The 15,550-nt window shown below is 30.5% G+C and carries 11 protein-coding genes; 2 read left to right on the forward strand and 9 right to left on the reverse strand.

What is annotated here, in order from left to right:
* The first annotated feature begins 92 nt into the window (after positions 1-92).
* Together AYC61_RS09485 and AYC61_RS09490 are read left to right on the forward strand one after the other, a co-directional pair.
* Complete coding sequence (locus tag AYC61_RS09485; protein ID WP_066500619.1) at positions 93-1,067, forward strand: type I phosphomannose isomerase catalytic subunit; 975 nt, start codon at positions 93-95, stop codon at positions 1,065-1,067.
* A 204-nt stretch (positions 1,068-1,271) separates the two neighbouring features.
* Positions 1,272-2,045, forward strand: coding sequence for a GntR family transcriptional regulator (locus tag AYC61_RS09490; protein ID WP_066500627.1), 774 nt, complete (start codon positions 1,272-1,274; stop codon positions 2,043-2,045).
* An 81-nt stretch (positions 2,046-2,126) separates the two neighbouring features.
* Here the strand turns inward: AYC61_RS09490 and AYC61_RS09495 are convergent, their stop codons facing one another.
* The 9 genes from AYC61_RS09495 to AYC61_RS09535 all read right to left on the reverse strand — a co-directional run bounded on the left by AYC61_RS09495 (position 2,127) and on the right by AYC61_RS09535 (position 15,238).
* A complete protein-coding gene (locus tag AYC61_RS09495; protein WP_066500628.1) occupies positions 2,127-2,969 on the reverse strand; it encodes an FtsX-like permease family protein in 843 nt (280 codons plus the stop codon).
* 11 nt (positions 2,970-2,980) lie between these two features.
* On the reverse strand, positions 2,981-4,285 hold the full coding sequence (locus AYC61_RS09500; RefSeq protein ID WP_066500632.1) for an ABC transporter permease: 1,305 nt from the start codon (positions 4,283-4,285) through the stop codon (positions 2,981-2,983).
* Entirely contained in the window at positions 4,282-4,953 is a 672-nt protein-coding gene (locus AYC61_RS09505; protein WP_066500637.1) for an ABC transporter ATP-binding protein, read from the reverse strand. Before AYC61_RS09505 ends, AYC61_RS09500 begins: the two co-directional genes overlap by 4 nt.
* A gap of 114 nt (positions 4,954-5,067) precedes the next feature.
* A complete protein-coding gene (locus AYC61_RS09510; RefSeq protein ID WP_066500639.1) occupies positions 5,068-5,502 on the reverse strand; it encodes a hypothetical protein in 435 nt (144 codons plus the stop codon).
* A gap of 250 nt (positions 5,503-5,752) precedes the next feature.
* Entirely contained in the window at positions 5,753-7,420 is a 1,668-nt protein-coding gene (ilvD, locus tag AYC61_RS09515; RefSeq protein ID WP_066500641.1) for a dihydroxy-acid dehydratase, read from the reverse strand.
* A gap of 525 nt (positions 7,421-7,945) precedes the next feature.
* Entirely contained in the window at positions 7,946-11,134 is a 3,189-nt protein-coding gene (gene carB, locus AYC61_RS09520) for a carbamoyl-phosphate synthase (glutamine-hydrolyzing) large subunit (protein WP_066500647.1), read from the reverse strand.
* Position 11,135: 1 nt separating this feature from the next.
* Positions 11,136-12,206, reverse strand: coding sequence for a glutamine-hydrolyzing carbamoyl-phosphate synthase small subunit (gene carA, locus AYC61_RS09525; RefSeq protein ID WP_066500653.1), 1,071 nt, complete (start codon positions 12,204-12,206; stop codon positions 11,136-11,138).
* 694 nt (positions 12,207-12,900) lie between these two features.
* On the reverse strand, positions 12,901-13,638 hold the full coding sequence (locus tag AYC61_RS09530; RefSeq protein ID WP_066500658.1) for a response regulator transcription factor: 738 nt from the start codon (positions 13,636-13,638) through the stop codon (positions 12,901-12,903).
* Positions 13,631-15,238, reverse strand: a complete 1,608-nt coding sequence (locus AYC61_RS09535; RefSeq protein ID WP_066500662.1) for a PocR ligand-binding domain-containing protein — start codon at positions 15,236-15,238, stop codon at positions 13,631-13,633. The genes AYC61_RS09530 and AYC61_RS09535 overlap by 8 nt, the downstream gene beginning before the upstream one ends.
* Positions 15,239-15,550: the final 312 nt, after the last annotated feature.

The raw sequence follows: 15,550 nt of genomic DNA on the forward strand, positions 1-15,550 counted from the left end.
GGATGTCTCAAAATATTTTGATTCGTCCCCTTTAGGCTATTAGAAAATGAATAAATTTAAGGCAATTACTGAAATAAAGGAGGTAGTTTAAGTTGTATCCATTAAAATTTAAGCCTATATATATTGAAAAAATATGGTCAGGAGACAAAATAAAAGAATTAAAAAATGACGAAAGTTTAAATAATGTTGGAATCAGTTGGGAATTAAGTGCTCATAGAAATGCTGATACTGTTATTTCTAATGGAGCTTTTAGCGGAATGAAACTGAGTGAAGCAATAGAGCAAAATGGAGAAAGACTAATAGGCACTAAACTAGACAAAACTCAAATATTAAGAGCTGCTATATTAGATGCAGCGCAAAATCTTTCAATACAGGTTCATCCTTATCAAGAATATGCAAGTCTTCATGAAAATGATAATGGCAAAAACGAAACATGGTATATAATGGACGCAGAGGAAGATGCGTATATAATCGCTGGAACAACAACAACCGATGTAAACGTATTAAAAGAAGCTGTACTAAATGGAACTCTTGAAGATTATATAGTTAAGGTACCTGTTAAAAAAGGAGATATTACTGTAATAAAAACAGGACTTTTACACGCTCTAGGCAAAGGTGTTTTAGCGGTTGAAATTGGAGAAAACGGCGATACAACTTATAGATTTTATGATTATAACAGAGGTCGAGCACTAGATATTGAAAAATCCTTTGATGTACTAAATCCTAATGAAAAATGCTTTAAACCTAATCACATTTCTATAAAATATGATGGTTATACAAGAACATACTGCTATGTTAATAAGGAATATGCTATCGAACTAATTGATGTAGCTACAAAATATGAAAACAAGAGTGATCCTGAAAGATATTATATTTATGTATGCGTAGAAGGTTCTGGCAGTATAATCTATAATTCAGGTGTAGAAAATATTAAAAAAGGCGATAGTATTTTTATGCCTGCATCTATAGGAGAATATTCTTTTGAAGGAAACTGCCGACTTATGAAATGTTATATACCAGATACCGAAAAATCGAAAAATGAAATTTTATCAAATGTAACTATATAATGTGGTCAAGCTGAAAGGTTATTACATTTTATCTATAGTTATTGTTGACACTTGTAGTTTTTATTTATATTATTTAATTGATAGATACATAGCTAAGCTTCTTAAAAAATATAATTGCTTAGGAGATACCACAGTTTAAATATAGTTTTGAATAGAAATTTTTAAATAAGTTTAGCTATACATTGCAAAATAAGGAGAATATAAATGTTTTTTGAGAATCAGAAATTAGATAAAAACAGCTCAGTACCACTTTACTATCAACTACAAAATATTATTATTGAGACCATAAAAAGAAACAAGATTAAAGAAGGTGCCATGCTACCAACCGAAATTGAAATAAGCAAGATTTTTAACATAAGCAGACCTACTGTTCAAAAGGCACTGAACAACCTTGTTACCAAAGGTTATCTACATAGAATAAAAGGCAAAGGAACTTTTGTCACTAAGCCAAAAATTACACAGGAATATACACGATTTATTGAAAGCTATAATGAACAGATGAAAAAAAGCGGGCTTATACCAAAAACTAAATTGTTAGAAAAGAAGGTCATTGAAGCTGATGAGAAAATTGCTTCGAAACTCAATATACGTGCGGGTGAAAAAGTGATAAAGCTAAAAAGACTACGTTTTGCCATTCATGTCGAAGAAGAGATCATCAGTGATTTAAATAAACCCGTTCTTGTAACTACTGTTTATACTCCATATAATTTACTACCAAGCATTATGAATTATGACTTCGAAGTTTTTTCGTTCTATGAGGTACTTGATAAAAATAATTTAAGCGTTAAAAGAGTAACCAGAGAAATAGAATCCAAAAACTCGGACATAGAAACTGCAAATATACTAGAAATAAACGAAGGAGATGCAGTATCTATAATTACATCAATAGGTTTCTTGGAAAACGGAACACCAATCGAATATTCAGAAAGTATTTATCCTGGTGAAAGAAATAAGTTTGTTTTAGAGATTTCTAGGTAAATGAGAAAACCAAGTGGTTCAAACATCTAATAAAAAGGGCTGTTTAATATATTTTAGACAGCCTTGTTTTAATGAGTATAATTAACTTTTTAATAATTCACTAGGAGATATTTTTTTTATTTGCTTTATTGAGCACAATGATGCAAGCAATGTAATAGTAATCAAAATAAACAATATACCTAATAATGCATTTAGATCAATATATAATTGTATACTTAAAAGCGTATTACTAAAAGTTCTAACTATGAAAGGATTTACAAACTTATTAAGTGATTTAACTATTAGAAATATAGCTACAAAGTAACTTATCAATGTTAAAACGCTACTTTCTATGTAAATTAGTGTGAAAAGATGCTTATGATTATAACCCATGGCTTTAAATAAAGCAATCTCAGTCTGTCTATCATCAATTGAAGATTTTATGTTAATGGTTATAGAAATAAAATTCAATATAATAATTATCAACAGCGAGAACACTCCAATGATTTTAATAGTTTTTATCATATCTGTATTTATTATACTATTTTCATATCTAATAACAGTATAATTATCTTTAACTGAAAATATCTGTATTATTTTATTCACATTTCTATAATCATCAACTAAAATATCCATCGTTACAGTTTTTTTATTTAATGATAAAACATGGACATTTTCAATTGATGGATATTGCTTTATTATTTCAATATATTTATTAAGATCTAAATGCGTGTCTGAATATTCATAATCAAGTCTAAATATTCTATATACTACTTCTGAATTTAAAGAATTTAAATTATCATCTATAACTTTATTTGTCGTATGTGCGAATGAAAATGATATACCAAGCAACATAATAGTAAGTGAAATCACGATAGTATATATAATATTTTTGAATTTATAGCGAAACATATTTATAATAGTCATTTTTAGAAAATTATTCATTTGAGTTCTGTTCACTCCTTAATTATTGCTTCTCTTGGCTTTATTCTTACACTATACATAAAACCTTGCAAACTTCCTAATAAAGGTAATGATACACTGATTAATGCCATCATTAAAATATACCAAGAGTTCATTTGTATATTTAAGCGCTTAATATACATAGAACCACCCATTTCAATACCAAAATTTAAACCTTTGATCAGCAAAAACGAAATAAGAATTGCAAAAACATAGCTCAAAATACCAATAATCAGTGCTTCCAAACCAATAATGAATATAATGTTAAAATTACGATAACCAAAAGCTTTCAATAATCCTATTTCAGAAGTACGTTTTTTTATAGATTTGCACATAGTTAGCATGATATTTACCATACTAATAAATATCAGTGCTATTCCCAAGGCTTGTCCTGCTAACAAAACATATTTTGCTATAGGTACTATACCCCCAAGCCTGCTTTTTTCCCTTGCGATTCCTCCAGCAAAATTTGTTATAGGATTAATTTCTTTTTTAATCTTATCAATATTGCTAAAGCGATCAGAGATAACAGTATATGTTTTACCAAACTCTTCAGCAATACCTATGTCATAACTCTCTATATCATTATATATTTTTTGTAAATCTTTTTGTGAAATAATTATATCATTTGGCTCATAAAGATTATCTAAAATATCGTATGTTCCTACTACCTTAAAACTATAATTAAAAGTTTTTATAACCTCTAGTTTATCCCCTCTACAGTCATGAGCGCAATAGTTAATATCAATATTCTTACCAATCAGGCTCTCACCGTCAATAAACTGTATTTTTTCTTTAAGAAAGCTTATGTCAAATGACATATCAGGGTAAAATTTCTTAGGAACAATGCATACTTGAGTATCTATTTTTTTAAAATAATTGCCTTTTAAAATAAAATTAGCATGTTCTACATTACCACCATATAAACATAAATATCCAAAACTCTTACCTAATTCTTTGTGATTTCCATCAATAAATTCATAAGGATTTTCTAGTTTAACTGTGATCCCATATAATTCATTATAGAAATCAAGGATGTTTGGATCTTGTTTTGCAAGTTTAGCTAAATCTTTTTCTATTTTATCGCTACTTTTTTTTGATACAGTAACATGTATTGTACGAAAATCTAAAGAATTTAATAAATATTCATCAATAAAATTGACTACAGAGTTTAATAATGTATTTGAAACAACTAGAGTAAGCAAAGCTATTGACATAATTAATATGTTCATTTTTACTGTTTTTTTTCTTCTAGAAAGATTAGTAAATGCAATTTTTATATAGTGAGTAAGCCTCATATAAATTCCTCCTTTAATGAGCCTTCTGTCATGTAATACATTTTATCAGCATATTTTAGCACTATATCATTATGCGATACAGCAATAATACTTTTACCTTTGGTAGTAAGCATCTTTAAATAGTCAAATACAATTTTTTCACTTGATACATCTAGATTTCCCGTTGGTTCATCTGCTAAAATACACTTAGGGTCATTAGCCAAAGCTCTTGCTATTGCAACTCTTTGTTTTTCTCCCCCTGACATTTGATTCGGAAAATGATTGTAGCGTTCTTTTAAACCTAAGAGAGTTAATAAGTCTACAGCTTTTTCTTTTAGATTTTCGTTTCTATAGTTTGGATTGATATACATTGGTACCATGACATTTTCATAAGCCTTAAGCTTTGGATTTAAATAAAATTCTTGGAATACAAAACCAAAATCTTGCATCCTAATAAATGATTTTTGTTTATTATTCATAGTCGATACTTCTTGACCATCAATAAATATTTCGCCAGAGCAAGCACTGTCTAATAATCCAAGCATATTTAATAATGTAGTTTTACCCGAACCTGAATGACCCATTATAGCATAAAATTTTCCTTTTTGAATATTGATTGTAACATCATGAACAGCTGTGATGTTTTTATATTTTTTTGTTAGTTTGTTTGTAGATATAATGTAATTCATTAATAACCTTCCTTTTTATTTTTTAGTTAAATTAGGGGTATTATAATATATTGAATCGCCTAAAAAATTAGACGATTCAATAATATTGGTAATTTAAATATTTTTTAAATACATTTAATAACTAGACATAGTTACTGTTTTACATGTAAAAGAATCCGAAGTATGCTCTTGGTCAGTTGCTGGCCAACCATTAAAAAATTCGTATCTAAAAGTTCCATCATCTTGACTATAAAATTTGTAATTATATGTCTGTAATTCTTTAAGGTTAGCAATTTTAGAACCCCTGTCTTTATTTCCTAGCCAAGTATCTTGTACTAGAGTTATATCAACATGGTTATCATATGTTGTAGGTAGATCTCTTTTTGTTACCTCTAGGGCTATCTTATGAGTTGAACCTACATAATCTCTCCATGCGCCATCATGAGAGCTGTTAATAGAAAGTGTTAAGTAAGATGTATATGATGTTGCAAATACAGAACCACAACCAATAACTAATATAACTACTGCCAATACTAAAGATGTTATTTGTTTTTTGTTAATTTTCATCATAAATATCTTCCTAAATAATTTTTTACGTGCACGCAAATATAAGTGTAACACAATTTCATTTTATTGTCAATAATAGTAATACATTGTATAATTAATAAATAGTAACATTTTAAGCAACATTAGTTGATATTATAATAACAACCATATAATCTTTCACAGAAGTTATTTTTATTTAAAAATCAAACTTTCTTATTATATGAAAAAAACAGTGGATGGACTATTGTCCTACCACTGAATAAGTTTTACTACTTTATCTTTCTAAGACTGCACCTGTACTTGCTGATGTTACTAATTTGCTGTATCTTGACAAATATGTTCCTCTTTTAGCTTTCGAAGGAGGCTGTACCCATTTATCTTTTCTTGCTTGAATTTCTTCTTCTGATAAATCTACTTTTAATACTCTATTTTTAATATCTATTTCTATAATATCTCCTTCTTCAAGGATACCTATTGTTCCGCCTTCGCTTGCTTCAGGAGAAACATGTCCAATACATGGTCCTCTAGTACCACCAGAAAAACGTCCGTCAGTTATAAGTGCTACTGATTTTTCTAAGCCCATTCCTGCTATTGCAGCTGTTGGACTTAGCATCTCTCTCATGCCCGGACCTCCCTTAGGACCTTCATATCTGATGACTACAACATCACCTGCTTTTATTTGCTTATTTAAAATAGCTGCATAAGCAGTTTCTTCTGATTCAAAGATTCTAGCTGACCCTTTGTGCTGCATCATTTCTGGTTCTACTGCTGATTGCTTAACAACTGCACCATCAGGAGCTAAGTTTCCTCTTAATATTGCTATTCCGCCCTCTTTTTTATAAGGATTATCTATCTCTCTAATTACATTAGGGTCTAGTATATTCGCATTTTTAATATTTTCACCAATAGTATTCCCTGTAACCGTCTTTGCATCTGTATTTATCAATCCTGCCTTAGCAAGCTCATTCAGAACTGCTGATATACCTCCTGCATTATCTAAATCATGCATACTATGAACACCAGCTGGACTTATTTTAGTTAAGTTAGGAACATTTCTACTTATTTCATCAAAATGATCTAATGTCAAATCCACTTCCGCTTCATTAGCAATTGCCAATAGGTGCAATGTAGTATTAGAAGAACCTCCTATAGCCATATCTAATGCAATTGCATTCTTAAATGCATCAATCGTCATAATGTCTCTTGGCAATACGTTATTTTTAACTAATTCAACTATCTTCATTCCTGCTCTTTTAGCTAATTGCTTTCTTCTTCCAAAAGGAGCAGGTATAGTTCCATTGCCAGGTAATGCTATACCCAAAGATTCAGCAAGTGAATTCATAGTATTAGCAGTAAATAGTCCCGCACAACTACCACAAGTTGGACAAGAATGAGTTTCTATCTCACTTAATTCTTCCGCTGATATTTCACCATTTACATGAGCTCCAACAGCTTCAAATGATCCTCTAATAAGATCAAGTGTCTTACCTCTATAATCTCCAGTCAACATAGGTCCACCGCTTATATATATAGAAGGAATGTTAAGTCTAGCCGCTCCCATAAGCATACCAGGTACTATTTTGTCACAATTACCAACTAAAACTAATCCATCAAATTTATGTCCCATAGCCATAGCTTCAATAGAATCTGCAATAAGCTCTCTTGTAGATAACGGATATTTCATACCACTATGATTCATAGCAATACCATCACAAATACCTATAACAGGAAACTCAACAGGAGTTCCTCCTCCAGCACTTATTCCTAACTTAACCGCCTGAGCTATTTCATCTAAATGAAAATGTCCAGGTATAATCTCATTATGTGCATTAACAACCGCAATCAATGGTTTTTCCAAATCCTCTGGCAAATACCCCATAGCATACAACAAAGAACGATGTGGAGCTCTAGCTACACCTTTAGTAATCTCATTACTTCTCATATATATTCCCCCTAACAAATAATCGTATATTAGTTAATTACAAAACTCTACAGTAGTAATAAATTCTATGTTTACATGTTTTAAAGCAACTCGTTTCCCCCATATGTAGTCGTAAAAACTACCAATATAGTTACTAGGGAACCATCTCATGTTTCTTTGAAAGCGTGACTTCAAGAGTTCGTTTCTTCATCGCTCTACTTAAATCATAAGAAACGGGCTCTTGTCGGAACCGTCAAAGATTATGAGATGGTTCCCCTCTCCAAAAACTTATGAGCTAAAACACTAAAAGATATCCATAATTTTAAATTTCAGTTTTGCAACTACCTAAATAATCGTATATTCTATATATTAAGTCTACCTGTAAATTCAAATAACAACAATGAATTATAATATCAATCTTTAAGAATATTTTGCTACTACCATTACGAGTATTTTGTCATTGATTATAGATATTTTGCTATTATAAAATGGAGAGTTACCCCTCCATTAAACAACAATATACCATATGATATTTTTTAACTCATTTTACTCCAAATACCCATCAATTGTACAATAACCAACATCTTCATTATCATTAGTAATCTCAATAGCTGTCAAGAATACTCTCGCTGTATCTATTGAAGTAAATGTAGGTATTCTGTGCTCTATTCCTTTTCTTCTGATTTTAAAACCATCACTTTCTTGGTTATTTCCTGTTGTCGGTGTGTTGATAATCATATTTATATTTCCTTTTGATATAAACTCCATAACCTTAGCTATTGAAATCTTCTCGCAGTTTATATTATTATCATTTAAGAATGCTGCCGTTCCATCTGAAGCATAAAGTTTAAATCCCATCTGTGCGTAAACTTTAATTATAGATAAACTCTCCTTTTTATCAACTTCCTTAAGTGAAACATATATACCGCCCTCTATAGGTATTTTTATACCTGATGCTCTAAAGCCTTTGTATATAGCTTTCCTAAAATCTTTATCTACCCCTAAAACTTCTCCTGTGGATTTCATTTCAGGTCCTAGATAAATATCCACATCTGTAAGCTTTTCTCCTGAAAATACAGGTACTTTTACAGCATATAAATCTTTATTCTTAAGCAGTCCCGTTCCGTAAGGCTGATCTTTTAATTTTTTGCCAAGCATAACATCTACCGCAAGCTTAACCATAGGAACTCCAGTTACTTTACTCAGTATAGGAACAGTTCTCGAAGCCCTTGGATTTACTTCTATTACGTAAATATCTTTTCCATCAAACACGTACTGTATATTAACTAAGCCAACAATCTTCAAGCCTTTGGCAATCTTCTTCGTATATTCTACAAGCTTTTTTACAGTCTCTTCGCTAAGTGTAATATTAGGATATACAGTGATACTATCACCTGAATGTACGCCCGTCTTTTCAATATGCTCCATAATACCTGGAATTAGTATATCTTCACCATCTGATACTGCATCCACTTCTATCTCTGTACCTTTTACATATTTATCAATCAATATTGAATTTTTAGAAGAAATACTTTCTGCTTCTTTCATGTATTTTATCAAGTTTTCTTCATTATAGACTACTTGCATTGCACGTCCTCCAATTACATATGAAGGTCTTACAACTACTGGATATCCTAATTCTTTTACAGTCACAAGTGCTTCTTCAATACTCATAACCGCTTTACCTGTAGGACTTGGAATCTGTAATTCTTCTAAAAATGCTCTGAATTTATCTCTATCTTCTGCTAAATCTATTGATTCAAAAGATGTTCCAAGAATATTAACTCCATTTTTATAAAGCTTAGGAGCTAAATTTACAGATGTCTGTCCTCCAAACTGTACAATTACTCCTTCTGGCTGCTCTTTTCTTATAACATTCATCACATTGTCAATATATAAGGATTCAAAATATAATTTGTCAGCGGTATCAAAATCTGTACTGACTGTCTCAGGATTGTTGTTTATCATGATAGATTCATAACCTGCATTCTTAATCGCCCATACTCCATGAACACAGCAGTAATCAAACTCAATTCCCTGTCCTATTCGTATCGGTCCTGAACCTACTACGACAATCTTTTTATCATCTGATATTATATTTTCATCTTCCTCTTCATAACATGAATAATAGTACGGTGTTTTCGCATCAAACTCTCCGCCACAAGTATCTACCATCTTATATACAGGGTATATTCTATTTTCTTCTCTGATTTCTTGAATTTTTTCACGTTTTAATCCAGTTAAATCGCATATTTCAGTATCTGTAAAACCCATAGCTTCAGCTTCATTGATTAGCTCTACATTTAAATCTTCATTATTAAGTCGTAGTTCCATTTGTACAATATTGTTTACACCATGTAAAAACCAAGGATCAATAGTTGTCACTTCATGCAGTTTTTCAACCGAGATACCTCTTCTAAGAGCTTCTGCAAGTCCAAATATTCTCTCATCATCACATTTATTAATTTTTTCGTATAATTCTTCCTCTTTCAGTTCCATAAGTGAATACATTCTAAGTCCGTTAAATTTCCCCTCTAGTGAAGTTAGCGCTTTTAACAATGCACTTTCAAAACTTCTACTTATCGCCATTACTTCACCTGTTGCTTTCATCTGCGTACCAAGCTTTCTTGATGCCTTAGAAAATTTATCAAAAGGCCACTTAGGAAATTTCACTACGATATAATCCAGTGCAGGTTCAAAACAAGCACTCGAATCCTTTGTTACAGAATTCTTCAATTCATCCAAGCTGTATCCAATAGCTATCTTTGCAGCTATCTTTGCAATAGGGTAACCTACTGCTTTGGAAGCTAGTGCACTTGAGCGGCTAACTCTTGGATTAACCTCTATAACTACATATTTATTACTCTTTGGATTTAATGCAAATTGTATATTACAACCGCCTTCAATTTTCAAACTTCTGATTATTTTTATTGAAGCATGTCTTAACATCTGATATTCCTTATCTCTCAATGTTTGAGAAGGAGCTACTACTATGCTGTCACCAGTATGAACACCTACAGGATCCATATTCTCCATATTACATATGATGATACAATTATCTTTTTTATCTCTAATAACCTCGTACTCGATTTCTTTCCACCCTGCTACACTCTGCTCAAGTAATATTTGTGATATAGGACTGTTTTGTATTCCCCTTTCACAGATTTCGAGAAGTTCTTCTTTATTATTTGCAATTCCTCCTCCTGTTCCTCCGAGAGTATATGCAGGTCTTATAATTACAGGGTATCCATATTCCTTCACAAAATCTTTACACTGCTGAATGTTAGTTGCTATAATACTCCTTGCAATTGGTTCATCAATCTCTAACATTAAATCCTTGAAAACTTGTCTGTCTTCCGCTTTTTCAATAGTATCTCTATCTGTTCCTAACAGCTTTACATCATATTTTTGTAATATACCTTCTTCTTCTAAATTCATAGCCAAATTTAAACCTGTTTGACCTCCAAAGCCTGCTAGAATGCCGTTTGGTCTTTCTTTTTCAATAATTTTTTCTAAACTCTGTACATTCAATGGCTCAATATAAACCTTATCAGCAATATTTGTATCTGTCATTATTGTAGCTGGATTACTGTTTACAAGTATTGTTTTGATACCTTCTTCCTTGATAGCTTTACACGCTTGAGTTCCTGAATAATCAAATTCTGCTGCTTGTCCAATAGTGATAGGTCCTGAACCAATAATCATTACTTTCTTTAAAGTTTTATCTAACGGCATACTACATTTCCTCCTTTATTTGGTTTATGAATTTGTCAAATAAATAAGCTGAATCTCCTGGCCCCGGAGCTCCTTCTGGGTGAAATTGTACTGAGAAAATAGGAAGCTTACTATGCCTCATTCCTTCAACAGTTCCATCATTTAAATTAACGTGAGTTATTATCATATCTTTCTCTTCAACGCTCTTTCCATCTACAGCATATCCATGATTTTGTGCTGTTATATAAGCTTTATCTGTTTCTTTGTCATAAACTCCATGATTTCCACCTCTGTGACCAAACTTCATTTTATATGTATCTCCACCTAATGCTAAAGCTAATATTTGATGGCCCATACATATACCAAAGATAGGAAGCTTTCCAACCAATTTTTTAACCGTCTCTATACCCTCTACTGCTTCTTTAGGATTTCCCGGTCCATTGCTTAAAAAAACACCTGCTGGTTTTGCCTCTATTATTTCTTCATAGCTGCTCCCATATGGAAATATAGTAATGTCACAATCATAATGCTTTAAATTTCTAATTATATTTCTTTTTATACCAAAATCAAGTACAGCTACTCTCTCACCTTTCCCTGGAATATGGATAATCTCTTTTGTTCCAACCTCTTTCATCCAATCTCCTTTGAGTTCGTTCTCCTTGATATATTTTTTTAACTCATCAATTGATAAATCTTCATTTGATATAACACATTTTAAAGCACCACTCTTTCTGATTTTCTTAGTTATGCTTCTTGTATCAATATCATAAACTCCTACAACTCCCATATCCTTCAACATATTATCAATAGTATTTTCACTTAAATAATTGGAAGGATTATCTGAAATCGATTTTACCACAAATCCTTTGGCAAATATTTTAGACGATTCATTTTCCTCTTTATTAATTCCATAGTTACCTATTAACGGATATGTCATAGTAATAATCTGTCCTGCATAAGACGGATCTGTTAAAATTTCTTGATACCCTGTCATAGATGTATTGAAAACCAATTCACCTACTGTTGTACCTATTTTTCCAAAGCCTTTTCCTTTGTAAATAGTACCATCTTCTAAATAAAGTATCCCTTTCATAAATCACACCTCAATTCAATTTATTCTTTTGTATGACTAATACTTATACCTTTATTTATATAATTATGCAAAACAGTTCAAATTTTTTTGTTTGTTTAGATGTTTACCGTTTTAACTTTCTAAATCTTTGTTCATGTATTCTCTGCTTTCTAAATCTTTATCAAACTTAAATTTAGCTACTATTCGTTTTTAGATTAACATTTTCGTTATTCATCATGTTTATCTTTCAAACTGTAACTCCTGCTCAGTATCTTCGCATGAGTAAGCGATTCACACCAAATCATAGATTTGGGTTCTCTGCTTTCTAAATCTTTGTCAAACTTGAATTTAGCTATTATTTGTTTTTAGATTAACATTTTCGTTACTCATCATGTTTATCTTTCAAACTGTAACTCCTACTCATTTCATTCCTAGGAGTAAGCGATTCACACCAAATCATAGATTTGGGTTCTCTGCTTAAATTAAAAACCTTCTGTCAGAGACAGAAGGTTTATTCGCACGCACAAACAAAGATAGTATAAAACTATATCTTCACAAACATCCTTTTCAGTCTCTCTGGGCTGAATTAAAGGTACTCATATTTAGCTTTTATTTATGATAACATACTTATCACATTTGTGTCAATGACAACTTTATCTAAGTGAAACGCACTAGGTACGGTTCTTTTTGGGTTATCACCCAATAAAAACCATACCTAATGGATATTTTTTCTAAAAACACTTGGCAAAATTTTCTCATATTTTTGAAAAACGGAGCTAAAATAGCTAAAATCATCATATCCAACCATTTCTGATATCTCTCTCAAACTTAAATCATGATTGTTCATATATTCTATAGCTTTTTTAATTCTAACCTTGTTTACATAGTCAGAAAAATTTATTCCTGTAAATTTTTTAAACAGTCTTGAAAAATAATAGGGACTAAAGCCTACATAATCTGCAACTTCTTTTAAGTACAACTTTTTATTATGATTATCCTTAATATAATCCTGTGCCTTTATTATAAGTTTTTCATTGGGGTATAATTTATTTTGATTATTTTCATTTTTACATTTTAGTTGTTTTTCATAATTCTGTATATCGTTATTTATAAAATCAATTAAATCTTTAGGAGGTATAGGCTTTAATAAATAATCATCTACTCCTAGTCTTAAGGCTTTTTGAGCATATTTAAACTCATCATATGCAGACAACATTACAACTTTCATATGAGGATAGAGTTTTTTTATTTCTTGAGCTGCACTTAATCCATCCATTATTGGCATACGTATATCCATCAGTATTAAATCAGCACTGAATTTTTTAAGCTTATCAAGAGCTTCTTTTCCATTTTCAGCCTCTTCAATAAATACCTTTATATTTTCTTTATCAAGTACATATTTAATATATTCTTTGGTCATAGCCTCGTCATCAACAATCAGTAATTTAAACACAATACACCTCATTATCAATTAAAGGTAGCATAAGCTCTATTTCTGTACCTTTTTTATATTCGCTCTTTATATTAAACCTATAATCATCACCATAATAGTATTTAAATCTAGTGTTTAGATTTTTTAGTCCTAAACCTGTACTTTCTTTTTTACTTTCCTTTTTATCTTCAAAAATATTTGATAATTCATTTTGATTCATTCCAATACCATTGTCATTTACCTTAAAATACATCTTGTCATCAATAAATTTACCAGTTATAGATATTTCCCATTCTCTCTTTAATTGTTTAAATCCATGCTTAATAGAATTTTCTATTAAAGTTTGCAATGTCATAAAAGGTATTGACTCATTTATTATTTTTTCATCTATATCTATTGAAACTTTAATCGATTCTTTGAATCTCTTGTTTTGAATAAAAATATAATCTTTTAAATATTTTATTTCTTCAACTATAGTAATTAACTCTTTGGATTTTGACAAGCTTGTGCGTAATAAATTTGATAACGCAAAAGTTGTCTGTGCTGCTTCCTCTGCACCATTCATATACGCTAATTCTCCTATGACACTTAAAGTATTAAAAAGAAAATGCGGACTTATTTGAGACTCAATTACTTTTATTTGAGATTTTTTTAGAGCTTTTTCTAATTCTACCTTTGCCTGAGATTGTTTCAGTATCTCCATAGTCTTCTCTTGAAATTCTTCATGTATCAGATTGTTTAAACCTGCCTCCACTATAAATTTATTTATAGTTTTGAGTGATTCAATAATTGCATATAACCGTGCCTTTGTAATAACCGTAGTATCCTTATATGCTTTGGTAAGCATTTCAACTTTATTACTATCTTCCAAAGCTTTAATTTGTTTTACTACTTCATCACTCTGCCCATTTAATATCACAGGACCACACATAATATTACCAAAATGTTCATTATTAATATAAATTGGAGCACTGATTTTGACAAGGTTATAGCAACATGTTTTTACTTGAACTTCAGTAGTATTAAATACTATAATATGTTCTTTAAGACATCTGTTTTCATTATTATCGTACATTTGTTTACAAAACCCAGAAATATTACTTGGTTTAGTAAGAAATTTTCCTTCTTTATCTTCAATTACAATACTTAAATCCAAAGCTTTTGAAAGCTCATCTTGTATTTTTTGTATTGTATCAAAATCTATCATTTTTACTATATTGCTATAATTAAAATTATCTAGCAAATCATTTTCAGCAGGCATGTTTTCAAGTTCTACACTTCTTGGATTATAGACTATTATCATCTCAAGTGGATTGTCACCTGTATTTTTCAATTCATGACCTACATTATGCTGTATATGATGAATTGAACCTGGCAGTAGTGGATAATATTTATCACCTACCCAATGTTCACCTACACCCGAAATTACATAAAGTATTTGTTCACTACCAGAATGTAAATGTCTGCCTTGTTTTTTGTGCGGCAAAAAGGTTACATGTCCAACTATCATTTTTTTATTGTCAAAATCCTCAGGCTCTTTTAACCATTTAATACATCCCCAACTAAAATTCTGATTGAAAGGACGTAATATACTAAAATCTTTTTTATCCTTAGTATCCAATTATGTATTCACCCCTGACTTAAAACATATCTATATTATATCTCTTATATAATATTAGTATTATTATAATATTTTTATAATGTAAAATCTAATTTTTTCTAGATATAGAGCGAAATTCGCTATCTTTTTTTTATAAATTCATATAATACAGTCAATCTTTGCGGATATTATAGCTATTGCCACCATACTCACAAAGCCTAACCTTAAAAAAGCGAATCGACAAATCCTTTAGAAGCTATATGACATTTTTTGACCACGACATTGATGCCTATATTTTTTCATCTTTATATAATCAGAAAAATATAAACATCT

It is taken from the genome of Abyssisolibacter fermentans (assembly GCF_001559865.1).
Lineage (GTDB): Bacteria > Bacillota > Clostridia > Tissierellales > MCWD3 > Abyssisolibacter > Abyssisolibacter fermentans.

Excerpts from the sequence above, each read along its gene's own strand:
- AYC61_RS09500 (WP_066500632.1), bottom strand. The coding sequence starts at position 4,285 with ATGAGGCTTACTCACTATATAAAAATTGCATTTACTAATCTTTCTAGA.
- AYC61_RS09510 (WP_066500639.1), bottom strand. The coding sequence starts at position 5,502 with ATGATGAAAATTAACAAAAAACAAATAACATCTTTAGTATTGGCAGTA.
- AYC61_RS09495 (WP_066500628.1), bottom strand. The coding sequence starts at position 2,969 with ATGAATAATTTTCTAAAAATGACTATTATAAATATGTTTCGCTATAAA.
- carA (WP_066500653.1), bottom strand. The coding sequence starts at position 12,206 with ATGAAAGGGATACTTTATTTAGAAGATGGTACTATTTACAAAGGAAAA.
- AYC61_RS09505 (WP_066500637.1), bottom strand. The coding sequence starts at position 4,953 with ATGAATTACATTATATCTACAAACAAACTAACAAAAAAATATAAAAAC.
- ilvD (WP_066500641.1), bottom strand. The coding sequence starts at position 7,420 with ATGAGAAGTAATGAGATTACTAAAGGTGTAGCTAGAGCTCCACATCGT.
- carB (WP_066500647.1), bottom strand. The coding sequence starts at position 11,134 with ATGCCGTTAGATAAAACTTTAAAGAAAGTAATGATTATTGGTTCAGGA.
- AYC61_RS09490 (WP_066500627.1), top strand. The coding sequence starts at position 1,272 with ATGTTTTTTGAGAATCAGAAATTAGATAAAAACAGCTCAGTACCACTT.